The 25,498-nt window shown below is 44.7% G+C and carries 27 protein-coding genes and 4 tRNA genes; 16 read left to right on the top strand and 15 right to left on the bottom strand.

Annotation, left to right across the window (positions count from 1 at the left end):
* Positions 1 to 53 precede the first annotated feature (53 nt).
* Positions 54 to 130, top strand: a tRNA-His gene (locus H6797_01360).
* A 53-nt stretch (positions 131 to 183) separates the two neighbouring features.
* Here H6797_01360 and H6797_01355 read toward each other — a convergent pair.
* The 3 genes from H6797_01355 to H6797_01345 all read right to left on the bottom strand — a co-directional run bounded on the left by H6797_01355 (position 184) and on the right by H6797_01345 (position 1,762).
* Positions 184 to 705 (bottom strand): hypothetical protein, encoded by a 522-nt coding sequence (locus H6797_01355; protein ID USN96830.1) that lies wholly within the window; start codon positions 703 to 705, stop codon positions 184 to 186.
* 159 nt (positions 706 to 864) lie between these two features.
* Positions 865 to 1,236: a hypothetical protein gene (locus tag H6797_01350; protein ID USN96829.1), complete on the bottom strand. Its 372-nt coding sequence runs from the start codon at positions 1,234 to 1,236 to the stop codon at positions 865 to 867.
* A gap of 139 nt (positions 1,237 to 1,375) precedes the next feature.
* Positions 1,376 to 1,762, bottom strand: a complete 387-nt coding sequence (locus H6797_01345) for a hypothetical protein (GenBank protein USN96828.1) — start codon at positions 1,760 to 1,762, stop codon at positions 1,376 to 1,378.
* 56 nt (positions 1,763 to 1,818) lie between these two features.
* Here H6797_01345 and H6797_01340 point away from each other — a divergent pair.
* The 7 genes from H6797_01340 (at position 1,819) to H6797_01310 (ending at position 5,596) form a co-directional block, all read left to right on the top strand.
* Positions 1,819 to 1,893, top strand: a tRNA-Gly gene (locus tag H6797_01340).
* Positions 1,894 to 2,141: 248 nt separating this feature from the next.
* Positions 2,142 to 2,510, top strand: coding sequence for a DUF4260 domain-containing protein (locus H6797_01335; protein USN97094.1), 369 nt, complete (start codon positions 2,142 to 2,144; stop codon positions 2,508 to 2,510).
* A 30-nt stretch (positions 2,511 to 2,540) separates the two neighbouring features.
* Entirely contained in the window at positions 2,541 to 3,002 is a 462-nt protein-coding gene (locus H6797_01330; GenBank protein USN96827.1) for a phosphoglycerate mutase family protein, read from the top strand.
* Between the two features lie 58 nt (positions 3,003 to 3,060).
* Positions 3,061 to 3,137, top strand: a tRNA-Arg gene (locus H6797_01325).
* Between the two features lie 215 nt (positions 3,138 to 3,352).
* Positions 3,353 to 3,604 (top strand): DUF2164 family protein, encoded by a 252-nt coding sequence (locus H6797_01320; protein ID USN96826.1) that lies wholly within the window; start codon positions 3,353 to 3,355, stop codon positions 3,602 to 3,604.
* A 137-nt stretch (positions 3,605 to 3,741) separates the two neighbouring features.
* On the top strand, positions 3,742 to 4,335 hold the full coding sequence (locus H6797_01315; GenBank protein ID USN96825.1) for a hypothetical protein: 594 nt from the start codon (positions 3,742 to 3,744) through the stop codon (positions 4,333 to 4,335).
* 118 nt (positions 4,336 to 4,453) lie between these two features.
* Positions 4,454 to 5,596, top strand: coding sequence for a PAS domain-containing sensor histidine kinase (locus tag H6797_01310; protein ID USN96824.1), 1,143 nt, complete (start codon positions 4,454 to 4,456; stop codon positions 5,594 to 5,596).
* 5 nt (positions 5,597 to 5,601) lie between these two features.
* Here the strand turns inward: H6797_01310 and H6797_01305 are convergent, their stop codons facing one another.
* The 3 genes from H6797_01305 to H6797_01295 all read right to left on the bottom strand — a co-directional run bounded on the left by H6797_01305 (position 5,602) and on the right by H6797_01295 (position 8,884).
* Entirely contained in the window at positions 5,602 to 5,979 is a 378-nt protein-coding gene (locus H6797_01305) for a response regulator (protein USN96823.1), read from the bottom strand.
* A 137-nt stretch (positions 5,980 to 6,116) separates the two neighbouring features.
* Positions 6,117 to 8,507, bottom strand: coding sequence for an ATP-dependent Clp protease ATP-binding subunit (locus tag H6797_01300; GenBank protein ID USN96822.1), 2,391 nt, complete (start codon positions 8,505 to 8,507; stop codon positions 6,117 to 6,119).
* Entirely contained in the window at positions 8,507 to 8,884 is a 378-nt protein-coding gene (locus H6797_01295; GenBank protein USN96821.1) for a hypothetical protein, read from the bottom strand. The genes H6797_01300 and H6797_01295 overlap by 1 nt, the downstream gene beginning before the upstream one ends.
* 43 nt (positions 8,885 to 8,927) lie before the next feature.
* On the opposite strand from H6797_01295, the gene H6797_01290 reads away from it, so the two are divergent.
* Genes H6797_01290 through nhaA form a run of 3 tightly spaced genes read left to right on the top strand, consistent with a single transcriptional unit; the run spans position 8,928 to position 12,114 of the window.
* Positions 8,928 to 10,193 carry a DUF1727 domain-containing protein gene (locus H6797_01290; protein ID USN96820.1) on the top strand — a complete coding sequence of 422 codons (1,266 nt, stop codon included), beginning with the start codon at positions 8,928 to 8,930 and terminating at the stop codon, positions 10,191 to 10,193.
* Entirely contained in the window at positions 10,190 to 10,909 is a 720-nt protein-coding gene (locus H6797_01285; GenBank protein ID USN96819.1) for a glutamine amidotransferase, read from the top strand. Before H6797_01290 ends, H6797_01285 begins: the two co-directional genes overlap by 4 nt.
* Positions 10,910 to 10,911: 2 nt before the next feature.
* A complete protein-coding gene (gene nhaA / locus H6797_01280; protein USN96818.1) occupies positions 10,912 to 12,114 on the top strand; it encodes a Na+/H+ antiporter NhaA in 1,203 nt (400 codons plus the stop codon).
* Here the strand turns inward: nhaA and H6797_01275 are convergent.
* Complete coding sequence (locus H6797_01275) at positions 12,111 to 12,584, bottom strand: peroxiredoxin (GenBank protein ID USN96817.1); 474 nt, start codon at positions 12,582 to 12,584, stop codon at positions 12,111 to 12,113. The two genes, nhaA and H6797_01275, sit on opposite strands and share 4 nt — an antisense overlap.
* Positions 12,585 to 12,737: 153 nt before the next feature.
* Between H6797_01275 and H6797_01270 the strand changes: the two genes are divergently transcribed.
* The gene (locus H6797_01270; protein ID USN96816.1) at positions 12,738 to 14,240 is read left to right on the top strand and encodes a hypothetical protein; all 1,503 of its coding nucleotides are present in this window, start codon (positions 12,738 to 12,740) and stop codon (positions 14,238 to 14,240) included.
* A 3-nt stretch (positions 14,241 to 14,243) separates the two neighbouring features.
* On the opposite strand, the gene H6797_01265 is transcribed toward H6797_01270, so the two are convergent.
* Entirely contained in the window at positions 14,244 to 14,693 is a 450-nt protein-coding gene (locus tag H6797_01265) for a GtrA family protein (protein USN96815.1), read from the bottom strand.
* A 71-nt stretch (positions 14,694 to 14,764) separates the two neighbouring features.
* Here H6797_01265 and H6797_01260 point away from each other — a divergent pair.
* Positions 14,765 to 14,840 (top strand) — tRNA-Pro (locus tag H6797_01260).
* On the opposite strand, the gene H6797_01255 is transcribed toward H6797_01260, so the two are convergent.
* The 3 genes from H6797_01255 to H6797_01245 form a co-directional block, all read right to left on the bottom strand.
* Positions 14,829 to 16,640, bottom strand: a complete 1,812-nt coding sequence (locus H6797_01255) for a recombinase family protein (protein USN96814.1) — start codon at positions 16,638 to 16,640, stop codon at positions 14,829 to 14,831. The genes H6797_01260 and H6797_01255 overlap by 12 nt on opposite strands.
* Positions 16,641 to 16,710: 70 nt before the next feature.
* A complete protein-coding gene (locus H6797_01250) occupies positions 16,711 to 17,340 on the bottom strand; it encodes a hypothetical protein (GenBank protein USN96813.1) in 630 nt (209 codons plus the stop codon).
* A 9-nt stretch (positions 17,341 to 17,349) separates the two neighbouring features.
* Complete coding sequence (locus tag H6797_01245; GenBank protein ID USN96812.1) at positions 17,350 to 17,934, bottom strand: TIR domain-containing protein; 585 nt, start codon at positions 17,932 to 17,934, stop codon at positions 17,350 to 17,352.
* A 295-nt stretch (positions 17,935 to 18,229) separates the two neighbouring features.
* Here H6797_01245 and H6797_01240 point away from each other — a divergent pair, with 295 nt between their 5' ends.
* The gene (locus H6797_01240; protein USN96811.1) at positions 18,230 to 18,457 is read left to right on the top strand and encodes a hypothetical protein; all 228 of its coding nucleotides are present in this window, start codon (positions 18,230 to 18,232) and stop codon (positions 18,455 to 18,457) included.
* Positions 18,458 to 18,490: 33 nt separating this feature from the next.
* Here H6797_01240 and H6797_01235 read toward each other — a convergent pair whose 3' ends face one another.
* Both H6797_01235 and H6797_01230 read right to left on the bottom strand, forming a co-directional pair.
* On the bottom strand, positions 18,491 to 20,425 hold the full coding sequence (locus tag H6797_01235) for an AAA family ATPase (GenBank protein ID USN96810.1): 1,935 nt from the start codon (positions 20,423 to 20,425) through the stop codon (positions 18,491 to 18,493).
* A 235-nt stretch (positions 20,426 to 20,660) separates the two neighbouring features.
* Entirely contained in the window at positions 20,661 to 20,831 is a 171-nt protein-coding gene (locus tag H6797_01230) for a hypothetical protein (protein USN96809.1), read from the bottom strand.
* Between the two features lie 420 nt (positions 20,832 to 21,251).
* Here H6797_01230 and H6797_01225 point away from each other — a divergent pair, with 420 nt between their 5' ends.
* Entirely contained in the window at positions 21,252 to 22,223 is a 972-nt protein-coding gene (locus H6797_01225; protein ID USN96808.1) for a DUF3445 domain-containing protein, read from the top strand.
* Between the two features lie 33 nt (positions 22,224 to 22,256).
* On the opposite strand, the gene H6797_01220 is transcribed toward H6797_01225, so the two are convergent.
* Positions 22,257 to 22,694 carry a hypothetical protein gene (locus H6797_01220; GenBank protein ID USN96807.1) on the bottom strand — a complete coding sequence of 146 codons (438 nt, stop codon included), beginning with the start codon at positions 22,692 to 22,694 and terminating at the stop codon, positions 22,257 to 22,259.
* 137 nt (positions 22,695 to 22,831) lie between these two features.
* On the opposite strand from H6797_01220, the gene H6797_01215 reads away from it, so the two are divergent.
* Positions 22,832 to 23,821: a hypothetical protein gene (locus tag H6797_01215; protein ID USN96806.1), complete on the top strand. Its 990-nt coding sequence runs from the start codon at positions 22,832 to 22,834 to the stop codon at positions 23,819 to 23,821.
* Positions 23,822 to 23,877: 56 nt separating this feature from the next.
* Here the strand turns inward: H6797_01215 and rny are convergent, their stop codons facing one another.
* Positions 23,878 to 25,368 (bottom strand): ribonuclease Y, encoded by a 1,491-nt coding sequence (gene rny, locus H6797_01210; GenBank protein ID USN96805.1) that lies wholly within the window; start codon positions 25,366 to 25,368, stop codon positions 23,878 to 23,880.
* Positions 25,369 to 25,498: the final 130 nt, after the last annotated feature.

The following is a 25,498-nucleotide window of genomic DNA, read 5'->3' as shown; positions in this document are numbered from 1 at the left end:
TTTGTGGTATAGTTGTTACGTTCACCCTACGGGTGACTATGCACGTTAATGCGGCGAATGTAGCTCATTTGGTTAGAGCGTCGGGTTGTGGTTCCGAAGGTAGTGGGTTCGATCCCCATCATTCGCCCCAAAAAAATAGAACCGGTCTTGTGCCGGTTCTATTCTTTTTACTGCAGAGAGTAATTACCAGACATACCCACTACGATAGTTATGCCAACCGTAATTGTTACCGACATACACAGTCCTATATACCGGTCCGTTCCTGATCCAGACTACCCAGCGGTTGTTGTAACCGTCCCAGCGCCATCTGTAGACCTGCCAGCCCGGATACCAACGATTAACCCAAACCACAACGGTATTGTTGCCAGTCTGCCAACCGCCATGATAGTAACCACCGCCATGATAGCCACCCGGGTTACGCCAGCCGTGTGGCCCATGCCACCCCGGCCAATATCCATGGTTCCTGTTTTGATTGTGTCCGCGGTTCCAATTCTGGCCATTGTTGTGGTTGCCGTTTTGGTTATGTCCCTGGTTCCAATTCTGACCGTTGTTGTGGTTGCCGTTTTGGTTATGTCCCTGGTTCCAATTCTGACCGTTGTTGTGATTTCCGTTCGGATTGTTGCCGTGATTTGGCGCCTGTGCATATTGCGCATAGTTGTTATGCGAATACTGTGGATATGAATTTAACTGATTATGATCGATCATGATGCCCTCCTGGCTATATATAGCTTCCTGACAAGTAAAACCCCACGAACGCAGGGTTTTACTTGTATATTTTGTTTAAAACTCTCGTATTTATCTGCCATCTAGACTACTTGGTGCAACTTCTAATGTCGCTAGCTAGAATATGCTATAGCCTACTCACTAATTGTAGTTATAATTGGCGTTAAGATTGTAGTTGGCGTTGTAACTGGCGTTTCCATAGTACCCATTACCATAGCCGTAGTTATATGGTGTTGCGTAATAACCGTTGTAGTAGTTGCGTAGGCCGTAGTTTGGTCCAATCACAACCGTACGGTAATTGTAGCCACTCCTCATATAGACGTAGTAGCAGTTATTGTAGAAACCGTAGTTGTAAGCATTCCAGCCTGGGTACCACCGATTCGCATACGAATACGCCGTATAAGGGTTGCCCCAAGCGTAGCGATTGTAGTTTCCGTAATACCTGTAGTTGTTGTAGCCACCGTAGTGTGGATAGTGGTTGTAGTTATTAAAGTGACCATAATAATAGCCCATAGTTTTTACCCTCCTTAAACTTATGCTCTTATGTTTGGTATGCCCGTGCGCACCGAGCACACTTTTCAATCATTATTATGCAAAACATCCGCAACGATTGCGGTGAGATTGTTTACATAAATGCGTGATTACACAGATGCTATGAAAATTTGTCGTAGTTGCGCGGTGTTGGTTCCATATAATGCTGACGACGCTCGACTGATTTAGTGTCGATTTGGCGTTTATTTTTGATACTTCCCTGCTGACGATTACTGTACGAAGCCTTGTCATTAAAGGTATCAGCGCTGGCATCATACACCCTGGTGCCTTCTTGATCGGCAGTGCGGGCTTTGGAGGCCGAACCTTGGCGGCCGAGTCTGGAATAATGATATGCGCTGACAACCCGTGGCTGGTTTAATAGTTTACGACGTTGATCCATAGACAAACCGCCAGCACCGCCACCACCCGCTACAGAGCCCATGCCACTACTGTGCATGACGTCACCTGCCGTCAGGTCTTTGTTGAGAAATTGGTTTAAATCTGCCATATAATTATCGTTATGCTTAGTAGTATAGCAAATTTTGCTATAATCATATGAGTCCTGCGGGCGTCGTATAATGGCTAATATGTCTGCCTTCCAAGCAAACGATGCGAGTTCGATTCTCGCCGCCCGCACCAAAGAAAAAATCCATGATCAATTCATGGATTTTTTCTTTGGTTTGGCCGGACGAGATCGAACTCGGCTTTTGCAAAGCAAAAGGAGTTCGGCGCAGTGAATGAAGTGAAGAAAAGCACGAAGTATTTTTCTGAACGAATGAACGGAGAAGTGAAATACGCTATCAAGCGGATAGAGCGCTGTCTCGCCGCCCCAACCTCTAATCGTCTCGCCGCCATCTGCTATAATACTTCTTATGCATTCCAAAACCATGAAAGCAATCATCAGTTTCGAGTACCTTTTTGCTGCCGTGCTTACAGCATTATTTTTCGTTGTAATAGGCCGGTTCGACTGGTGGTGGCTACTCGTCGGGTTTTTACTATTTGACGTCTCCATGGTCGGCTACCTGATTAATAACGGAGTCGGAGCAATCACCTATAACATTGGTCATAGTCTTGCTGGCCCGGGTGTGCTCATCACAAGCTACATCCTCACGAGCAACGAAATCGCACTATTTATCGCTACGCTATGGCTATTTCACGTTTTCGTTGATCGCGCGCTGGGCTTCGGTCTCAAACATGCAAACGGATTTCATCACACACATCTAGGCTCGATTGGCAAATCTTCAAAAAAGCGATAACGCATGCCTCTCTACATAGCACGACACGGGGTGTCCAGAGCAAACGATCACAACGATCCGGCATTTGGCACTCCCAACGCAGATCTTTTAAAAGCAGGTGTTGATCAGGCCGTTTCTATGGGTGAAAAATTTGAGCATCTAGGATTTGACCGTCCTGAAACTCCCGTCGCAGTTTCGTACATGAAGCGCAGTCAGCAAACTGCACTAGCTGCCGGGTTTCACATATTAAAACCTTACCGACTGCTTAACGAGCTCGACCTAACTCCAGCAGAAAAGATGGCGGCCAAGTACTCACATCGGCTACCCCTAGAAAGTCTGCAACAAACAGAAGCCCTGCTTAATAATCCGCCACAAGAAAAAATATGGCATACACACGGCCTCAGAGCTGCGTGTATATTTAAAATTCTCGACATATATCAAGACGCAGACGACCCGTTCATTATGAGTTTTTGCGAAATCCGTGAAATACCGATTGGTCAATCTGGTAATTAATAAAGTATAATCACTCTTGTAACTCTTGTTGTTACCCGAATATTCAAATCAAAATTACGCCCCGATAGCTCAGCTGGATAGAGCAGAGGACTTCTAAGCCTAAGGTCGCAGGTTCAAATCCTGCTCGGGGTACCAAATAAATATGGTCACAGCGTGGCCTTATTTATTTGGTCTCGGCGCTGACTTGAACCTGCGCTTTTGCAAAGCCTAAGGCCGCAAGAGTCGCGTAGTGAATGAAGCGAAGAAAAGCACGAAGTATTTTTCTGAGCGAATGAACGAAGGAGACTTTAGCCGATAATCTTATCGATATGCCAATTTAAGTTCGCCATCAAAATTGCTACTATAATACTATGAAAAGAAAATGGGACTCAGAAGATGAGGCGCTTCAAAGAAAGTGTGTAAACGAAATTATTACGCGCATAGACGAGTCGACGGATATTGGCGTTGGCGTCATCGCCGCACAAGACATAATCGATATTGTCACCGAAAATCTCGCGCCAGAGATATACAACAAAGGGCTAACAGACGCAAAAAAAATAATTAGCGCAAAGCTAGCCGACATAGAAGTTGACCTCAATTCGCTTGAGCAACAAATTGGCTAAACTGATATCAGTTTGATTACGACTTTGTCGACGGTGCTATCCACGAATTTAAAGAGAAATTATCACCATGTCGTTTAGCTAAGCAATCTAAGACGACTTTGCTATCATTTTGCTCATGCCTATGCTAACCTGCCTACATGATACTACCTCGCCAAAGATCAAAACGTCGTGTAATAATTCCGCTCGTTGTTCTTATTGCTCTAGGAGTGGCGTCCGTCGCCGTAGTAATGAACCTCGATCATATCAAAGCATCAACTAGTGCCTCGTCAACATCTAACCTACCCCAAAAAACTCCTGGCAAATCACAATTCTCCTTTGATACTACGGCCGCATCAGACTGGCGCCAAGGGCCGGCAGACAAAGTGTCACTCGCGGCATTCTATAGCCCTTCCGACTGTTTTATATCAGTTGAACACAAAGCCGGAACTCTAAACGTGGCGACTGAACTTCAAAAGGATCAAAACGGACTATCAAGTGACGGCTACACAAGCAAACCAGGTGCTGTCGTGTCAGCTACGTTACAGACTAGTACTGGCAAGAAACAATTCGAGCTACACCAGTACACCGTGTCCGGCAACGGAAGCGGCGGGAAGTTATATATAGCTCATGAATTCGGCTACATCCAACTGACGGACGGCTACGTAAAGGCCCAGGGATACTGCGATGCAACTAAAAACATGCTGGCTACCGTCACGGCACTACAAGCAATCAAATTTGATGCAGCTAGTTAACTTTGTACTTATTTCGAGTAACCACAGTAGCCACCCGACACCTTAATACGTATCTTCTACCAATTCCATATCATAATAATTTTTTTACAGAAAGTTGTATTTATGGTATCATTTTCATATGGATTTAAGTTCAATCCGCCCGAAGCACAAAAAGCGTGCGAACGAACTTGAGAAACAACTTCGTGAGACAGTCCATCGATACCGACTACTTTTCGAGGCAACTAATGACGTACTGTACGACATCGACCTGCAGCATGGAACCGTCTCATGGAACGATGCACTATATAAACACTGCGGCTACCGCAGAACTAAGCGTGTAAACACACTAGACTGGTGGATAAGTCGCGTCCACCCCGAAGACTCTTTGCTTTTCGAAATTGAAATCAGTAAATGGCTAGAGAGTAGGCAAAATACATGGGAATCAGACTATAGATTCCGAAAAGCTGACGGAAATTACATATTCGTCCACAGCCGATCAATCATACAGCGCGCGCACGACGGCACGCCGCAAAGGGTCATAGGTTCCCTTCAAGATGTCACCAAACAGATACAACTAATCAACGCAAAAGATGAATTTATATCGCTCGTATCGCATCAATTACGCACTCCTCTGACTGCTATACGAGTCTATAGCGAAATGCTCACAGGCGGCACGTTCGGTCCTGTTAAGCAAAAGCAGTCGGCTCCCATGAATCAGATAACGGATTCCAGTATTCGATTAATCAAACTCGTAGACGACATCCTCAATATTTCTAAGGTTGAGCTTGGAAATTTCGCCACTAAACCTACGCCGATGAACATCAATGATCTTTTGGCAAAACATATAAATGAAATTAGCCCGCTTGCAAAAGAAAAAAACATCACAATAAAGTTCACGCCCGATGCGCTTATAGAAGACGTGCCGGTAGATGTTACTATTTTTGATCAGGTCATTCACAATCTACTCACAAACGCCATACGATATACAAAACACGATGAAGGAGTCATCGATGTGGCATTTATTAAAAACAACAAAGGCTACTTACTGGCTGTAAAAGACAACGGAATCGGCGTACCAGAAGAAGCTAAAGAATATGTTTTTAATCGCTTCTTTCGTGCAAATAACGCAGTCAAAAGTGGCGAGGTAGGTACAGGAATCGGACTTTACCTCATAAAAATGATGCTCGATGCTTCAAGTTGTAAAATCTGGTTTGAAAGTACCGAACACAAAGGTACGACGTTTTACGTACAAATTCCACAAAAAGGCATGGCAGCCCGATAACTTAGTTATTTCAATTTAGCAAGTTCTTCTTGGACAATTGTCATCACGTCGCCGGGACCAAGATCGGACTTTACGGCGCTCCTATGGGCGCCGAGTCTCATGGCTTCCTTGACTTCCTGACCACCAGATAGATTGCTCAGCACTACTACCCGAGTATTCGGTGATTTTTCGGAAAGCATTCCTTCCTTTAAAAATCCTATGCCGTCCAAAACAGGCATCATAATATCTAGCAATATCAAATCGTACGAGTTGTGCTCGAGATACTCAAGCGCTTCTTTGCCGTTACTGGCAGTTTGAACATTATAACCACCCTGAGAATTAAGCAATATAGTATATGCGTCACGCAACACCTTTTCATCTTCTACAAGTAGTATATTTGACATAATGCGCTCACCTATATTCCTTTTACCCCTTCAGTAATCAAGGGGAGTGTCATTTAATTATAGCAGGTTATACTAAGCTAAAGCTAAAAAACGTAAGTATTAAGTACTGTTTCTGTTAGGTGCACTCTGGCAAAATCTCATTGGTTTTCAAGCATTTTTTGTACTTCGTCGCGCGTAATCTCTATAACGGTGCCCGGCTCCACGCTGCCGGTGAGCATTTGCTTGGCGACGAGATTTTCTACTGCCCGCTGAACGACACGACGCATTGGCCGCGCACCAAGTCGTGGATCGTAGCCCTTGTCGACCAGCAACTCCTTGGCATCTTGAGCCACATTAACGCTGACTTTTTGTAAAGCCATTTGCTTGTTAACGCCAGCCAATATCAAATCGATAACCTGTACGAGCTCCGGCTTTTCAAGCGGCCGGAATATGACAATTTCGTCAAAACGGTTCAAAAATTCCGGCTTGAATTGATTACTACTAATGAGTTCGTCCGTAAATTTTTGCTCGAAATCTTGCAGCTTATAGCCACGCTCAATATATTCGCGGATTCGATCGGCGCCGGCATTGCTCGTTGCAATCACGATGGCGTCACGGAAACTAACTTCACGGTTTTTAATATCGCGCAAGATGCCTTCGTCGAGTAGCTGAAGCAACGTCGTCAGTACTTTCGGATTTGCTTTTTCGATTTCGTCTAGCAACACTACGCTAAACGGCTGCTTCATAGCCTGCGCCGTGAGGCTGGTCGGATCGTCGGCACCATCGGCAATCAAACGCGACACGTCTTCATCGCGTACGTATTCATTTAAATCAAGACGAATCATGCGGTCTTCTCCTCCGAAATAGACGTCAGCCAAGGCCTTAGCAAGTTCTGTCTTACCGACGCCAGTTGGACCCAAGAATAAAAACGTACCAATTGGCCGGTTCTCGTTGCGCACGCCCGCTCGCGCTCGTCTCAGCGCATCGCTCACCACCTGCACGGCACGAGTCTGATTTATCATGCGCTTGTGAATCAAATCCTCAAGATTTAATAATTTTTCACGCTCGTCTTCACCGCTAGCCACTCCAACCTTGATGTCCATCGTCTGCTCAATCGCTTGTTGGATGGAGTTGCCTGTCACTAATCCACCCTCCGCATAACTAGCACCCGATTCAAGCAGTTTCATTGCACGTCCAGGCATAGAAAGATCATGCACGTACCTTTCGCTTAATCGATACGCCTCGGCCAACGATTGATACATATAGGTGACTTTGCGTTGATATTCGGTATATATCAGCTGATCCTGCATGACGGCTATCGTTTCTTCGCGGTTTGCCGGCGAGACACTAATGCGGTTTAAAGCATTCACGAGCGCAGGATTACGCTGACCGATCTGCAGCAATCGCTGCTCATCCATAGTTAAAATAACGCGAAGATTACCTGCTTCTAAAATAGGCAACAGTACGTTCGTGAGATCGACTGATCCAATTCCCTCCTCAAAAAACAGCTGGGCGTTGTCTAGGCAGATGATAATGTTTTTGGCGCTATAGGCCTCGCCCAGCACCTGCATAATCAGCCCCTCCAGCTCGCCTCTGCCGGGCGCAGCTGCAATAAGTGCCGCAGAGTCCAGCATGAATACCTGGCGAAATTTTAGACTCGACGGTATTTTTGCTTTTGCATCAAGAATCCTGTCAGCAAACGCATGAACAATCGTTGTTTTGCCCGTACCCTCGGCGCCCACGAGTGCCGCATTTTGCCTACCGCCACTCCCAAAGGTGTCGATTAGCTGATCTAGTGCTTTCATATGCGACGCCACTTCGACCGTTATGCGCCCGCTCGCTTGTTCAGATAAATTAATCCCGAAACGCTTCAATAACGGTGTGTAACCAAACGAAAAGTCGCGAGCTATACCACCAGACCGTCGTGGTTCCTTGATTTTGCTAATGAGAAGTCGTAAATGTTCATACCAACGTACACCTGCAATCATGTCTCCCATGTCTAGATGCATGTGAGCGAGTAGTTTTTCGTGATCAGGGAAGCTTTGAAGAAGCGCCACTGCCAATACGGCGCCAGATATATACTCACTGCCAGATTGTTGGCGAACATCAAGAGCGTGTTGCCAAACCGTTTCAGTATCTTCGGGCTTTTCGCTAGTAATGTCATTTAAGAAGCTGCCAGTGATGCCGAAACGAACAGCAAAAAATTGTCCGCCACGCACTGAAGTTGCAACACTCGCTATTTCTTTAGGTGTCGGATCCTTGCTCAGTCGGCCAAGTATGTCGCCATCGAGTAAACCGTCTATTGAATTGGTCGTTGCGGTCGGATGTTCCAAATCGCCGCGATGCCACATATATAACATAATTGGAAAAGCGGCCAAACCAATCGCCAACCACCCCCATGTACTATGCACATAAAGAGCTAACACCCCGCCCGCCACAAACAAAAATGCCAGGAGCAATAACACCACCAACAATGGTTTACCAAGCCTTACGCCTAATCGAGCCTTTGCCGCTCGTATACTGGTGTATTTGTAAAACGTCGACTGCATTAAAGCACCGGCCCTTTCACGCTCAGTATGAATCCCACTACGGGAAACAGCGGTGCTAAACCCCATACCAGCAAAATCAGTCCGCCCATCAAAGCCTGCAACATAATAGTAATCGCGCCGATGATAAGGATGACAAGTCGTATAGCTGCGCCAATGATTCGTGAAAAAAGCTTGTCAACGAGGGCTCGCATCTTTACCTCGAGGGATCCATCGACACCTCCGGCGGATATTTGCCTATACGGCGCAAAAAGCGTTTTTATGAGAAGGTCCATCGAAAAATAATCGATTGTACCATCGAGTTGTACGGCGATGAGTTTCGCCCGCCCACGCCAGCCGGCTGTATACCACCAGCGGAGCAGCTCTGTAACCAAAAGCATAACCGTATTATATCATCAGGGCCCCTGCTATAATAGAGACGATATGACAAAGCCCTATAGTGTTTTCGCCGGCAAGGTCGTCCGTTACATCGCCCGACTGCGCGGCGGTGGCTCTGCCCTGCCCGGATTGTTTGTCGAAAAGATTGATCGTAATTTCGTAAGCGATACATTAGCGCAGCTACCCCGCGGCGTCGTACTCGTCAGTGGTACGAACGGCAAAACGACGACAACAAAAATGGTTGTCGAGCTATTGGAAAGTCAGGGTTTGAAAGTCTTTACGAACCGAACTGGCAGCAATTTTAGTCGCGGCGTAGCAGCCGCCCTGCTTGGCGACGTAGATCGACGAGGTCGGCTACACGCCGACATTGCCGTTTTAGAACTAGACGAAGCGCATGCCGTTCATTTCGTTAATCAAATTCCTCCACGATACACACTTCTTCTCAATGTCATGCGCGACCAGTTAGACCGATTTGGCGAAATAGACACGACTGCCAGCATGCTAGCGCACATCGCGAACGCAACAACAGACACAGTTGTCATAAATCGTGAAGATCCACGATTACGTGCAATCGCCTCAACACTACAAACTAATGTCCACTTTTTCGGATTAGCAGACTCGCTCCGACACACTTTTCCTAACGATGACGATATGCACGGACCCGCCACCAAACAAACCGAAATACCAGTTGCCGATGTGGTCTTGACTGAGCTGAACGAAGAAGCAGTCTTCACCATTGACGGCGCATCGATCAAAACTCCGCTCAAACTACAGGGCGTCTATAACGTCTATAACGCCGCGGCGGCCCTAGCGCTTGCTCGAGCGGTTATGGGAAATAGCGTCAAACAAGACAAACTTATTAAGCGTCTTTCAGAAGTTACGCCAGCATTTGGCCGTGGCGAACGTCTCATCGTGGGTGGCCAACCGTGCGAATTGATTCTTGTAAAAAACCCGAGTGGTTTCCGACTAAGCCTAAGCTCATTTGACCCTACTAATGTAGCAACTATGATTGCAATCAATGATAATTATGCGGACGGTCGCGACATGAGCTGGCTCTGGGACGTTAATTTCGACAGTTTGCGTCAAGGCGGTGTCACTCAAGTTAGCGGTATTCGTGCCCATGACATGGCGTTGCGTTTACAATACGACGAAGTTCCCGTCGACGGCATCGACGTCGACTTAGCGGGTGGACTGAAAAACTTCCTTTCTAAAAACGTATCTTCGCCCAAGCGAATCTATTGCACATATACCGCCATGCTAGCGCTGCGACGTGAGCTCGGCAAACTAACGCACGTGGAGGATATACGATGAAAAAACAGCTCGTTATCCTACAGCTTTACCCGCGCGACATGAATATATACGGGGACCACGGCAATACACTCGTACTCGAAAAGCGTATTAAATGGCATAGTTACGAACCTAAAGTAATCAACTACAACCCTGGCGACACATTCCCGGACGATGTCGATATTATCGTTGGGGGCGGCGGCCAAGACAGCGGCCAAGACAAAATCAAAGACGACCTGATGAAAATTGGCAGTAAACTCAGAGAACTCGCCAAAGACGGCACGCCAATGCTCATGATTTGTGGTTTGTATCAATTATTTGGAAAATACTTCAAGACACAAGATGGACACACAATCGACGGCATAGGCCTACTTGATATATCGACCGTCGCGGGCCCGGAACGCTTAATCGGAAACATCGTGACGCACAGTGAACAATTTGGAGATATCATCGGCTACGAAAATCATAGTGGCCAGACTTTTTTGGGCGAAGGAGTTCAGCCCCTAGGCACCGTCATCCAGGGGGCCGGCAACAACAGCCGCGACGGCATAGAAGGCGCTCGACAGTATAATGTGATAGGTTCATATATGCACGGCTCACTTCTTCCGAAAAACCCAACCATTGCTGACTGGCTAATCGAACAAGCGGCAATAAAAAAGTTCGGTGACTTTGTAGCGGCAGACATAGATGACCGTTTAGCAAAACTCGCCCGTAAGCATGCTCTAAGGAGGCCAAGATAACAATGGAAGCGGTTCGACACCTTATTTACAGAATGCACCCGCTCAGAGTGAGCGCATCGCTTAGCCTTTTCCTGCGCGACGAAACAATTGGCGGCAAACTAGTAATCGTCGCTGCACTATTGTCGCTACTCGTCGTCAACTCTCCGCTGCAAAACCTCTTTTTAGATTTCTGGCATCAGTCACTTTCAATCGGTTTTGACACATGGAGACTAGATCTTTCGCTCAAAGAATGGCTCAACGAAGGCTTGATGGCATTGTTCTTTCTAGTCGTCGGGTTGGAAATTAAACGAGAGTTTATGCGTGGTGAGTTGCGTGACCACAAAACCGCCATCCTGCCTATCGGTGCTGCAATCGGCGGCGTGCTACTTCCTGCAATCTTGTATTTAGATTTTACGGCGCACACGAACGCACTGCAGGGGTGGGGGATACCCATCGCAACAGACACCGCTATCGCTGTCGCCATACTCTCACTACTTGGGGACCGAGTTCCAATCCAGTTAAAAATCTTCCTACTCGCACTCGCAGTTGCAGATGACATGTTGGCCATACTCGTCATCAGTCTGTTCTACACAGGGGGAGTTAACCTGCTTTTCGTTGGCTGCTCGATCTTTATCATTATAATGACGTACCTTTTCCGCTCTTTCCTTTCAACACGACTACTGATGGTGATAGGTCTCGGTATATTACTGTGGCTCACGACACACCTGAGCGGTGTCCATGCCAGTATCGTAGGTGTCGTCATGGGTCTGCTAGCGCCGATTTCATCAAAGGACAAAGGGGTATCTACTCCTGAAAAAGTTGAACGGTTTTTCCTACCGCTCACTACCCTCTTTGTTGTACCGTTATTCGCAATAGCAAACGCAGGCTTTGTCATGTCACCCGAGCCGTTTGCCACAAGTTCGTTTATTATTGTCGGAATCGTCTCAGGATTGCTGTTTGGTAAGGTGACTGGCATCACACTTATGTCCTGGCTGTTGGTGCGTTTGCGTATAGCGCAACTGCCAGATGAAGTTGATTGGCGTCATATCATAGGAGTTGGATTTATTGCCGGAGTCGGATTCACCATGTCTCTCTTTATCGCTGAGTTAGCTTTTCCAAACAGCTCATCACAACTTGACGCAGCCAAGATTGGCATCTTTCTAGCTTCAACAATTAGCGCCCTTGTAGGACTGCTTATACTTAGTAGTCGTCGACAAGAATCTTAGACTTCGTTCTGCAGTTTCTTTAGTTCGGCAACGACCTGCTCTCCGTGACCAAGCGGCGTTACGCGGCCATAAACTTTACGAACCATGCCTTCAGGATCAATAATGAACGTTTTGCGAATGACACCTTCATTGCCGAACATCTTTTTTCCCCACGCGCCGTAGGCTTCCATGGCCTTGCCATCAACGTCGGTGAGTAACGTAAAATTCAAAGAATGCTTAGCTTTAAACTTTTCGTGACTCGATGCGTCATCCTTGCTTACGCCGATAACATCCGCACCAAGCTTCGCCAAATCATCACGCGCATCACGCAAGCTGCACGCTTCAATCGTACAGCCAGGAGTGTCATCTTTTGGATAGAAATAGAGTACCACCCATTTCCCATGGTGTTCTCTGAGCGTGTAGGGGTTGCCACCAGAGTCGGGTAGCATAAAGTCTGGTGCTTCGTAGGGCGTTGTTGTCGGTGTAGTCATATTCTTATTATACGCCCTTCCTATGTTCGGTTGAATTGACTATGGAGATTTACTATAATGGAGAACAGTTTTGCTGTCTGTGATTCGAAAGAATATGAGAAATCGCCAATCAAGACACTCTAAATAATGGAAAGCCGATTAACCTGGGGACAAATGGGAAAGAAAATCTTACAAATCGCTTACCGCATCATCAGCTCAAAAAAAATCTTTTCCGTCATTGTAGGTCTGTTGTTTATACAAGCGGCTTGGTTTGCGCTTACCGCCCAATACCCACTGGCATTCGACGAGAACTATCACTTTGGGGTCATACAGCTCTATTCACATCAATTGCTGCCCTTCATGTCAACACAACCACCAGCATCAGAATCCTACAGTGATCTCACCCGATACGATTCGTATATGTTTCATTATCTAATGAGCTTCCCTTATCGGGTGATCTCTCTATTCATCAGCAACCAGACCGCTCAAATCATCATTCTTCGTTTTATCAACATAGGACTATTCATTGGTGGCATGTACTTATTTCGTAATTTACTACGGCATATTCGTACGTCCGAAGCATTAATAAACTTTTCGTTTCTTATACTTATACTCATACCAATCATCCCTTTCCTTGCAGCAACAATCAACTACGATAACCTAGCATTTGTCATAGCTCCTCTTTTCATCAGTCTCACCATTAGCTGCAGCCAAGCAATTAAGCGCCGAAACATACCTGCGAAGACATTTATATATATGCTCGCAGCGGGTATATTCGGCAGCCTCGTAAAGTACGCTTTCGTACCGATATTTTTGGCTGGTCTCATCTACCTGTTTATCATTTGGCTACAAACCGGCGCAAAACAAAAAACCCTAAAAAGCATCTGGCGCTCTTTCATACTTGAGCAACGATTGATGAAGATAGTACTTGCAGCCGTAGCAATCCTTAGCATCGGTCTGTTTGTCGAAAGATATGGAGTAAACCTAATAACATACCATCGCTACGAGCCAACTTGCGATCAGATTAGGTCCGTGTCCGAATGTGCTCAATTTGGCCCATGGGGTCGTGACTACAACACGAAAGCAACCGTCAAAGCAACAAACCCGCCCCACGATCCACCAATGCAATTTTTCGCACCCGTGTGGGTTGGTAACTACGTATTTAGATTATACTTTGCGATAAACTACGATTACGATACGCAAAATCCACTGCCGATACCTTATATTACGGCATACGTTATCGGCATATTCGGGCTTTTGCTTTGTCTTGTGTTTTGGAGGTCTATTATAAGAATTAATCGTTATTTACTTCTTTTCGCTCTTGTAATCGCGCTCTACGTTGGCGCACTGTTTTATACAAACTTCACAGGGTATCTGAAGCTGCATACAATCGTAGCTGCCAATGGTCGCTACCTTGTTCTTATCATGCCGATATTATTCGTCTGGATCGGACTTGCTTATCGCGAGCTATTTATCCGCTACTTCAAAGGTCGTACACGAAACGCACTCGTCTCATTATCGATCATCGTATTGTGCCTGACGCTAAACGGTGGCGGCATGGAAACTCATCTGCTACGTTCACAGGCGAATTGGTACTGGAAAAACGGACCAGCTCCGTCAATCAATATGACATTAAAAAATACCTTGGCCCCCACCGTCGTCGGTAGCTCCAACTAAATATTACTTTCGACCGTTTTTAAATACGACACGACTGTACAATGTGTAATTCCACATGAGGCTTACAGCAGTAGCTGTCAATTTTGCAATCAAAAGTGTCATTTCAGGATTCACATTTGTCGCGACCCACAATAACGCCGTTACAGCGCTTAGCACAAATCCTTGTAGTACCCACAAACTCGTCAATGTAACGACAACGAACAGCATTACCTGCTGACGATTGTGTATATCGGTGTCGCGGAACACTGCCCGTTTGTTAAGTAGGTAACTGACGGCCATAGCTACGCTTGTAGACACGATATTCGCAGCAAGTACTGGCACGTGCAAAAAAATTGTCAAACCAAATAACACTCCGAAATCGACTGCCGTATTGGCGACACCGACGAGTGCAAAGCGTATTGGTTGGCGCTTTGTGACAACATGAAACAAGTGGTACGTTTTGCTCTTTGTCATATTATGCCTACTTTACCACAGCCAAACCATTTCCACATGACGTAAAATAAGGTATAATACCACGAGTATTCCGGGGTGTGGCGCAGTTGATAGCGCGCTCGGTTTGGGACCGAGAGGTCGAAGGTTTGAGTCCTTTCACCCCGACCAAGAAGTATTTTTGCTAAAATCCACCATCATATCGTATGGTGGATTTAGCTTTATAACAGATACGGCGTTGTCGCCAGCACGTAGGTTCAACACTAGCTCACGATACACTGCGTCTTCTTCAATCAAATCCCGTGTCTGTAGTATAGTTTTAAGATAAGACTTAATGAGTTCAACAAACTCTTCACGAGATGGCAAAGCTTTATTTAAGCCGTCTAGCTCTTTTTGCAGAGAAGCGAGGCTAGCGTTTACAGCGTTAATCTGTGCTTGGTGAAACTCTAATTTGCCAGCGTGGTGCTTTTTATATGTTTCTGGGTCTTCAACTTGAAAGCTCTGATACTGTGAGTACTTGTCTTTTTGGCGTTTTAACTCTGCTCTAGCCTCTGATAGTTTACGTTTTGCTATCTCTTTGTCTATCGCCACTTGTTTTTCTATACGGCTAATATAATGCTTATGAGCCTCAAGGATATTAGCGGTCATATGGCGTAGCGTCCATTCGATATGTGCCGTAATAAACCTAGCACTAACGCTTCTAGCTAGTTTTTTGCCGTACTTTCTTATCGCCTCTTCGTCATTATGACGTACGCAATCTTTGTTGCGACAGTAGTACGTTAATTGCCAGCTACCAGCATTTTTACCACGTTTGATTTGGGTACGCTGAAAGGTCATAATCTTACTACAATAGTCACAGATCACTTTCTCTCTCAGTAAGCCAAACTCAAGCCTTTTGGAAACATTATTGCGACCAACAAACTTTGCGTTAAAGCTGTCGGACATATTGCGACTTAGAGCAATAAACTCGTCTGGTGTCATAAGGGGTAGAAAGTTGTAAGTATCGTTCAGGTTGGTTATATTGTCACCGTACTTGTAAGCACCTGTATAAAACGGGTCAGTGAATATTGTAGCGACCGTCTTCTTGTCCATCTTTGCTTTTTTATACGTGTCATCTTGGCTCTTACGAAAACTAAAGTTTGAGGCATTGAGAAAATCCGCTACCTCTTGGTTTGTTCTGCCGTCTTTGAGCCTCATTGCAACGGCTTGGCGTAATAGTTGCCAGTGCACGCCATCTGGCATAAACCTACCTGTGTCAATATCTGCATAGTAGCCTTTTTTAACAAGTCCGACATACTTTCCCTCGTGAATAGCACCCGTAATACCTCGTGCAACATCTACGGCTAGCTTATCGCTATATTGCTTCGATGTGGCAAACAAGATGCCTAGCATCATCTTGCCATTTGGGGTGTTATCGAAGGCGTAGGTGCAAAACAGCAGATCCTGTATCTTTTCGTGGTCGACGTGTTCGATAATCTGTCCACCCTCTAACATATTTCGTGATAAACGATCAGGTGACCACGAGATTAAACCGTGGTATTTGCCAATCTCAAAACCGTTCATCATAGCGTTGAAAATGTCACGTTTACCAGAGGTTTTAGCCGACCACCGTTCATCGAAAATATCCTCTGGTCTAACTTTTATATCAAGCCTCTTTGCTAGATCTAAGCACTCTTTCCGTTGGTCTTCGATAGACCTCACTTGTTTTCTTTCATCGTCTGTAGATTTACGTAGGTAAATAACATATCGTCTTTTTTCTTTGGGTAATATCTTTCTACTACCTTCTAGGGACTGTACAAAGAAGTCTACAAGGCTATCGACGGTGTATTTGGTATCAGGCAGGTTAAATAGCTCAGGGTTGTCTTTAAGGCTCTCTGCAACAACTTGCTCCGCTTGTTTTAATTGCTCATCACTAAGAGGTGTGAGCTCTTGTCTCGCGTAGGGTTTAGCTTTTTTATCATCTGTAGCCATATTTTCTACCATTATACCTTGTGTCTAGGTTCAACTGTTTTGTGGTATATGATGAAGCCTATGTCAAAGTCTACTGTCGTAAGTCCTTTTCAGTGTTCTTCTTTGTTTTATGTAAAGAGTATACGTACAAAATTGTTGATAAAAAGAGAGATACGTAAATTAGCGTATTTAGAAGTACGGAAGTTAAGTTAGAGGCGTCAACAAGCCATTCGCCTGCAATTTTTGCGGTAATAGCTAGCAGGAAAAGTGCTGGGAAAATATACCAATAAACAATATGTACCCAGTCAGAGAAAATTGCATAGTTATTGAGATATGCCTTACCCTCACGAGTAAACGCTTTACCCTTATAACTCTTCGCCAGTTCTTTCTCTAACTGGTGGGTATAGTTATACTGTTTTTCAATGTTAATAACACTCTGAAAGTACCTAATCGCAACATACAATAAAGCAAACCAGACAAGCGATCCAATCACTCTAATGCTAATGCTTACGTCTACGCCGAGTTGTTTCTGAACAAGTTGGGTAAGTACGCTTTCCGACTGATCTGGTGATACGTACTGGAAAGCCATTACAACGAGCAATAGAAGTATTGCAGTAAAGTTCCACTCTCTTGACTTGCCAAGTTTCTTAAAGCCATCAACAGTGTTGTTATAGTGTTCACTTAGTACGGATAGCTTTGTGTCTTCTGATAATTTAGTCATAATAAAAAGTTATTTTTTAAGTGCCTCTATTATGTCTTTTTCATTGAAACTCCTCACCAGAGTTGCACCAGAGTTCACTAACCACTCGGGTAACGTGTTGTTGTTATCTAGCATTACACAGATGATCTTCTTCTTATAAAGTCTGGCTTGATAAACTTCAAAGTTTATCCAGTTTCGAAAACCTATAAGCTTCGTGTCGGGGTGCACCTGATTGGCATATTTGCCGACTAGCACAATAACGTGGGTAGCTTCTTTGACTTTGGTTGTAAGAACGGCTTTTATGCGACCCACGTTGAAGGATTGTATTTCATTTGGGGTGTGGCTTTGAAACGTAAAATCGAAACGCTTATTTGCATCCCACATATCAAGAGCTTGTTTGTATATACGGTCGTGCTCATAGTCAAAACTAACAAAAACCTTTGGCTTTCTGAACTTAACAAGGGGTTTTTGTTGTGAACCTAAAAACCCCGTGTTAACTCGGGGCGCTGGCTGTACGGGACGCAAAAACGCAGACAAGCTAGCCGACGGTACAGGCTTCTTTTGGGGTGGATTGGCTCCGTATAAAGCCTTATATAGCTCATCAAACTGCGTCATTTTTATCCTTCCCATCTGTGTTTTTACAGATAAGGTCTAGTCTAGATTATAACATATTATACAATAATTCTTCTTCACCAAACACGGTGCTATAATAGACCTTGTCTAAACTGTAAAATACGCAATAAGAAACCGTCGGTTTTTCCGTTCGGGGCATTTCACCTTAGAAAGGGGCATCGCCCGAAACAGTAGGTGAAAGCTTATTGCGGAAAAAACAGTTTAGACACCGTTGGCGGTGTCCCTTTTTATTTAAGACACTCTAACGGTTAATAGTAACTAAACAGGAATGTCTAATATGAAAGACCGCAAAACTTACAAAACATTAACCTACTGTAGTTTTATACTGCCGATTAACCGCTGGTATCTAGGCAACGCCAAGGGCGCCTTCTGGAGAAGTGTATCAGCAAACTACTTTTTCATCGGCTGGATTGGCGATATGTTGTATATGGACAAGACTTTTGACGAAGCTATGGCAAAGCGTGGTTTTGCAAATACGAACATACGCAACGAACAAGGCCGTTAATCGTCTGTAAAATACAATATCAAAGTGACGTAATTATTTGACGTCAGCTAATTCAAACTTAGCTAGTATTGCTTCTGCTAGTTTGAACAATATAGGTGAAGTCGTAGCCGATATATCTTTTATAGGATACTCAGTAGCCTTACCTTTAATTACAGCAGTCAAGTTATTAACTTTAACCGTCTTAGCTTTGCCCCTGACATCTTTTATCTCTTTTCGAAGGTGTAACTTTATTTGCTCGCAAAACGGAGAGGAGGGGTCGAGCGCTATGTCGGAAAAGCCGTTATCGTGTAGAACCTCGTTAGACTTGTCTTGAACAAAACCAATTGGAATTGCATCTTCAATAGTACCCTTTTCTGCTATGTCGCTGGTTAAACCATAGAGCGTAAAGGCTTTGTTTTTAAAGTCATTCTTACCGATTTTTTGTATGTCAGTTTGATACTGCCTTCCGTCGTCATCGTCGTCTGACACAACCAATGGTATAACATCGTGGAAGGCTAACCGAGAAGCATCAGCTACTATATTAGAACCTGTGCCGTTGCTAATCTTTATATCATTATCTGGCTTGACTACACTGAGAGCTTTTTCAAGTAGTTGTTTGTCGTCGTCACCCTCTACGAGCAATAGGTGGGGTGATACAAAATCTAGAATAATGTTTATCCCGAATGCAGTTTCGAGAACTTCATCATTGTTGATGTTCTCCTCTGTCTTGATTTGCTTTTTTTCAGTCGAATTATCGTCACCTTTTGTAAGCAGGTGGTGGCGCTCTTTCTGCTTGCCGTCTATCATAAAATTGGAATGGGTAGAGACGAAAAGATAATTACTCTCGCCGATTTTCAATAGCTCATCTCTCATATGTCTCACTCCAGACGGATGTAAGTGAACTTCAGGCTCGTCAATAAGGATCACGTGATTTTTAACACTACCCGAAGCACTGCCTATAGAGATACTAAATAAAAGTGAAGCAAACTGCTGAAAGCCTTGGCTTCTGTCGATCATATCATAATAGTTACCAGTGTCAGCTTCATCTTGAACAGTCACCCTGACGGTGTAATCCGTACTTACCTCTACGTCTATATCAACCTTGTGTTCTTTCCACTTTTTATGTAAATACTCAGTGGCTTTTTTGGTTAAGTTTGTACTTAAGCTACGTCTCTCATTGTCATCTTTTTTTATCTCTTCGATTACCTTTGCAATTTCATCGTATGTTTTATAACCAGCAAGGTAAAATATGTTCTCAAGTGGTATATTATCTTCATTCTGGACAAAATCGTCTAGTTTAATCTTGTCTTGGATTAAATACCTAGGCTCGTATTCCCATCTGTCTACAACCACTTTGGTGTTTTTTGTTGCGAAGCCTACGAGTGCTTTTTCAATTATTCCTTTTAGTAAATCATCACTCAATTCTAAGTACTTGTCTGCCTCCTCTTTTTCTGTGATACTTGCCAGCTTTTTGACCGTGATTTTTTCAACAGTTTTTGCAGGAGTAGGTGGTGTTGTGGCTTGTGCTGGCACCTGTTCTGTGGCAAACAAGACGCCGTAAGTGCTCAATCGAGGGACTGTATCGTAGAGAAAATCAAAACTAACACCATACTTGTCATCGCCGTCTTTTATGTACGCCTCTTTTACTATATTGGTAAGTTTGATGCTGTTCACGAGACTATCGGGTAACTCTATATTAGGCGCCTCAATAAGAGCGGTCTTATAGTCATCGGTAGTCTCAACGGAAAAGTTAAACAGTACAGAAACTTTGCTTGGCTTGGTTTTTCTGTTCCTAATTTTCGTGAAACTGGTTTCACCCTCCTTGCTATCCGCCAGTTTGGTCATTGCAATTGCGTCAAGAACGTTGCTTTTACCTGTTTCATTTTTACCCAATAAGATGGTGGCGTAGCTCTTTCCGTACTTTTGTATGGGGAAATCAAGCTCGTCTATAGACTTGTAGCCTCTAATTTTTATTTCTGCTAATTTCATAGGCCAAGTATACCATAATTCAGTATTTACAAAATGGTTATGGTTACTTGTCAATTCTCTAAACTTCGTTTGATCGTTGTTGGGACTTCCCAACAAGTTTACCTCTGTTCTCACCCATTATTGTTGGGCATACGGAAACAAACCAGTTTTTACTCGTCGGCAATAATTTAGCTTAGTAGTGCGTTTACTATCTTTTCTAAAAATACACCTTTGATAGGTAGGGGGGCGTCTAGACTTAAAGTAGATCTTCTTCGTCTATTGTACGTATGTACTTTTCACCGCTTGGGTCAGTTGAAACCTTATTATCCCAGTTGCTTGTATCGGTTGCCGACTGTTGTGGCGGTAACTCCACCGCCTGTGACGGTTCAATGATAGCTTTTTCTTTGGTATCGTCCGTATCGCTCATAATACCTATATTATACTACTTTTACGGAGTAAACTTTATGAGATCTAAACCTTCGGGTTTTACGACAATATCGAGCACGTGATGCAATCTGTCCAGTCTGTCTTTAAAAGTCTGATAGTTTCGCAAAATCTTATATAAACTGTCTTGATCGTAGGTTCGACGACTGTCGCTTCGAGCCGACCATAGAAAAACGGCCGTCTGTAGATGGCCGTTTTTCTATGGTTCGTGGCGGAGATTCAAACCTTCGATTTTTGCTTCAGCAAAAATGAACGAAGGTTTGGTGTAGTGAACGAAGCGAAAGAAAGCACCTAAGGTATTTTCTTAAGCGAGTGAACGGAAAAGGCTTTAGCCGATGTCCTTTCATCACATCATCCCCCTCAAGCTTGCCCGCACTCCCACACTCACCTAAACTATCTTCAAATGGACCATAGAACCGAAAGTAATGCAGTCATTTCAACCAATGTGGAATATTTACACAACCACATGTTCATTAATAAAACCTCCCCGGCGCCAAACATGCGAAGGATGTCACCAATTGCAGAACAAAAATATGAAAGCAAGCGGTTTTTGCCGTGGTTCTGGCCAGACAACGAGCTTGCAGAGTCGATAGATTTAAGACGAAAAGAATTTATACGAAATCCCGACAGCGTTTTACGAATCGGCGAAACGGCCGTTCAAACAGCCGCGTCACGTCTACTTGTCTTGCAGGCCGACTACTTAGCCTATCAATACCCAGACGCCTACACGCTTGAAAATTCGCATGTCATCAATAAAATCACAGACGAAAGATTCAGCCTAAATACGGATAATTCCAGCTTGGACGCACTTGCAATTTCTGGCCTACTTGGCCAAGAAGATATATGTATGGTCGAACAGCAGGATGACGAACGACACATCATGGCCGCGGGCTTCGTCGCATCTCCAACCGATTGGGATCTGCCTAAATTCATAGGGCTAGGCATGGATCAGGTGCACGCAAAAGTCGCAGGCTATAGTGACAGACTAAAAGCAACTGTCGATCGATCACTCATAAGTCTGCCTGAGTTTCCAGAAAGGCAGTTTGCAAGGAACAATATATTTCTAGAGCAAAACTCTGCTCTCGCAATATTTCCTTCATCAAAACCACAACTCGATCCAGCAACTATAAGTGATCCCGGCAATGAGATATATTTACGAACTGAACGCGAAACTCTTACTCGTCTACCGAGTGAAAACCGGCGTTTCATTGTTTTTACCATCAAACCACATGTATATAGACTTGCTGATGTCGCAGCAAATAATCGTCATCATGACCTAGCCGACGCGATAGTAACAAATAAAGTACTCCGTAGAAATGAAGCTCTAGCTTTGACAGCGTTAGATTACCTGCTCTCATTCGATTCCGGAAATTAAAAGGGCCCATACATTGCTGTAGGGCCCAATGGGTTAGGATTGGATGGAATTAGCCAGATGCCGATTCCTCGTAGTTTTTTGAAATCCACACCTGCCGTTTCTACGCCATGGCTCAGGTGAATCCGGTGGTTCTTTTACGCTGAATCGTCGCACGCTATATTCCACTTCATAACCATCATCAGTTATGAGTACCATCTCAGCTCGCTCAGTCAATACATTGCCTAAAATCATGAAAGTTGCGTACGGCTCGCCATATGCTGAATTCAGCTCGCTACTTATAACCGGAATGTCTGTCCGGTCGGAAAACATCTGATAAAAACGAGGTGGCATACTTCTAGAAACACGGTGAAGTGTAAACTCCACACCGCGCGAAGTAAAAATCGTCACCGAACCTTCAATGTTCGCCGCGTCAATTGACTTCTTCGGCTCAACCTCGTGCGGAGGCGTATTCCGGTAGTCGTAACTTCTCACAAGACTATTATCCTTACGAACGAGAAGCGCCTACTCATGATTCGGCGTTTCCATGAGCCAAAATTATATACTATATTACTACCCAAGTCAATTTGCCACACGAGTCCATACGCTGCGGTTACTGCTATACTAAACACATGGAACTAGACACACTTAATACCCCTTCAGACGTATGGGATTCGGCCAACTTTGTCGTGGAACATGCTCACGACGTGACGATTGACGACGCGGGGCTAAAAGCACTTGCCGAACCAGTACGACAACGTTTTTTAAAAGGATTCGATAATGTTGAGGATGCGTTTGGCAGCACTGATGATTTAGACAAAGACATTAACCTTGTCTATTTCGAAACAGCCGCGAACTTTTGCTTCTGGGCGCAAGATGATAAAGACAAATGGAAGTTCGAACATAATAGCCAGTCAAGCGGTGGATGGTATGGGCTGAGAAATGCATTTGCAAAAGCATTAGACGATGGCGTGCCTATTTATGATCCACAATTTATGTCAGAGCTGACACTGTCGCAAGCCGCAAACATATTCCGAGGACAAGACAATATTCAGATCCCTCTATTAGAATGGCGCGTTAACAATATCGTCGATGCAGCTAATTTTTTGCTACGTAAACATGAAGGTAGTGCGCACCTTTTTTTAAAAGCATGTGATTTTGATGCGCCTACGATTGCTCGCGAGATAACGCACGCGCTGACGAGCTACCGCGATGGCGCATGGTATGAGGGTAAGTGGATTTGGATACTAAAACGCGCTCAAATTTTACCAAACGACTTGTCGCAGCTTACTCAAAAATACCCTGATTTTGCTATAAAAAATACTCACAAATTGACAGTGTTCGCCGACTATCGCCTACCTCAAATTCTCGAACATTATGGCGTTTTACAATATTCGCAATCGCTTAGTCAAAAAATCATAGGCAAGCAGTTACTCCCAAGCGGCTCAACGGAAGAAGTTGAGATCCGCGCCGCGACCATCGCTGCATGTAAGAATCTCAGCGAGCTATTACCGGACATGACGATTGCTGACATCGACGTATCACTATGGCTAATTAGCCAGGACATGCGAAGCGACCCATCACTTAAACCACACCATCTTACTGTGAGTTATTTCTATTAATTTTTTCGAGACAAAAAAATAACCTCACAAATGTGAGGTTATTTTTTGTTTTACGTTTATTTAGCAAACTCTATTGCTCGAGTTTCACGAATAACGTTGACCTTGATAGTACCTGGATACTGCATGGTCGACTCAATCTTTGTTGCGATGTCTCGGGCGAGCTTGATGGCGCTAAGGTCATCAACATTCTCCGGCCTGACGATAACGCGAACTTCACGGCCTGCGCTTATGGCGTATGCTTTGTCGATTCCCTTGAAACCATTTGCAATGTTCTCTAGGTCTTTCATACGCTCGACAAAGTTCTCGGCACTAATGTTGCGCGCACCCGGGCGTGCAGCCGACAAGGCATCTGCTACACGAACGACTAACGCTTCAGGTGTCGTAGCCTCAACGTCGTCATGATGCGCTTCAATCGCATGAGCAATCTCTTCCTTCATGCCATATTTACGAGCCATCTCAGCACCGATGTGATGGTGTTTGCCTTCAACTTTATGTGTTACTGCTTTGCCAACATCGTGCAACAGAGTAGCAATCTTAACAGTACGGACATCAGCACCAATATCCTCAGCTATAAGTCCGGCCAAATGTGCCATTTCGGTACTATGCATAAGAACGTTTTGACCGTACGATGTGCGGAATTTTAGCTCGCCAAGCAACTGCAGCATTTCACGCGGAATACCAGTCACGCCAACTTCACGCGCCGCGTCCTCACCAGCCTGTTTAATTTCTTTTTCAATCTGCTTTTGAGCTTTAGCAACGACTTCTTCGATGCGGCCCGGGTGAATACGCCCATCTTTCATGAGCATCTCAAGACTTAAGCGAGCAACCTGACGACGAATTGGATCAAAGCTAGAAAGCACGATCATACCAGGCGTATCGTCAACCAAAATATCTACGCCTGTCGCACGTTGCAGCGACTGAATATTTCGGCCTTCCTTGCCAATGATTCGCCCCTTCATCTCTTCGTCCACCAGCTTAATAGCTGTTACCGTACGCTCAGCTGTAACTTCAGAGCTCATACGCTCCATAGCGGTCAAAATAACGGTCTGCGCACGCTCCTCAGCGTCATCCATTGCGTCTTTCTGAAGTTTAGAGATCAACCCCCTCAGATCGTTCTTGATGTCATGTTCAGTCATCTGCATAAGCTTGTCGGCAGCATCAGACTTAGACAACTTGGCAATTTTTTCCAACTTCTCTTGTTGACGTTTTCTGATGTCGCGAATCTCGTCTTTGAGGTTTTCAACTTCGCTCTCTTGACTTCGAAGTTTTTCCGCCCGCTTGTCAAGTTCGTCAAGTTTCTTGTCGAGTGTTGTTTCGCGATCAGCTAACCGATTTTCGGTTTTCTTTAATTCTTTGCGACGTTCATTCTCTAGTTCAATGGCTTCATCTTTAGCCTTAAGTACTATCTGACTTGCCTTTTCCTGAGCCTTCGCAAGCGCTTGCTCGGCCTTATTTTTACTCGCCTCCGTTCGGTTGCGGGTGTATACGACTGTGCCGCTCACACCACAAAGAGCACCAACCACTGCGGCGATGATTGCTTCAATCATGTGTATCCTTCCTGCGTCCGTCTCGCCGGAGTCGAGTTCTGGTAAATCAGTCGTTGAGTCGGTCGGCGAACGCCATGTATTCAGTAAATTATCGGAGTCTGCGTTATTACAAACTTGACTTATTGTAGCG

The sequence above is a fragment of the Candidatus Nomurabacteria bacterium genome (assembly GCA_023898645.1).
Lineage (GTDB): Bacteria > Patescibacteriota > Saccharimonadia > Saccharimonadales > Saccharimonadaceae > UBA2112.
This window is presented reverse-complemented; position numbering and strand designations above follow the sequence as displayed.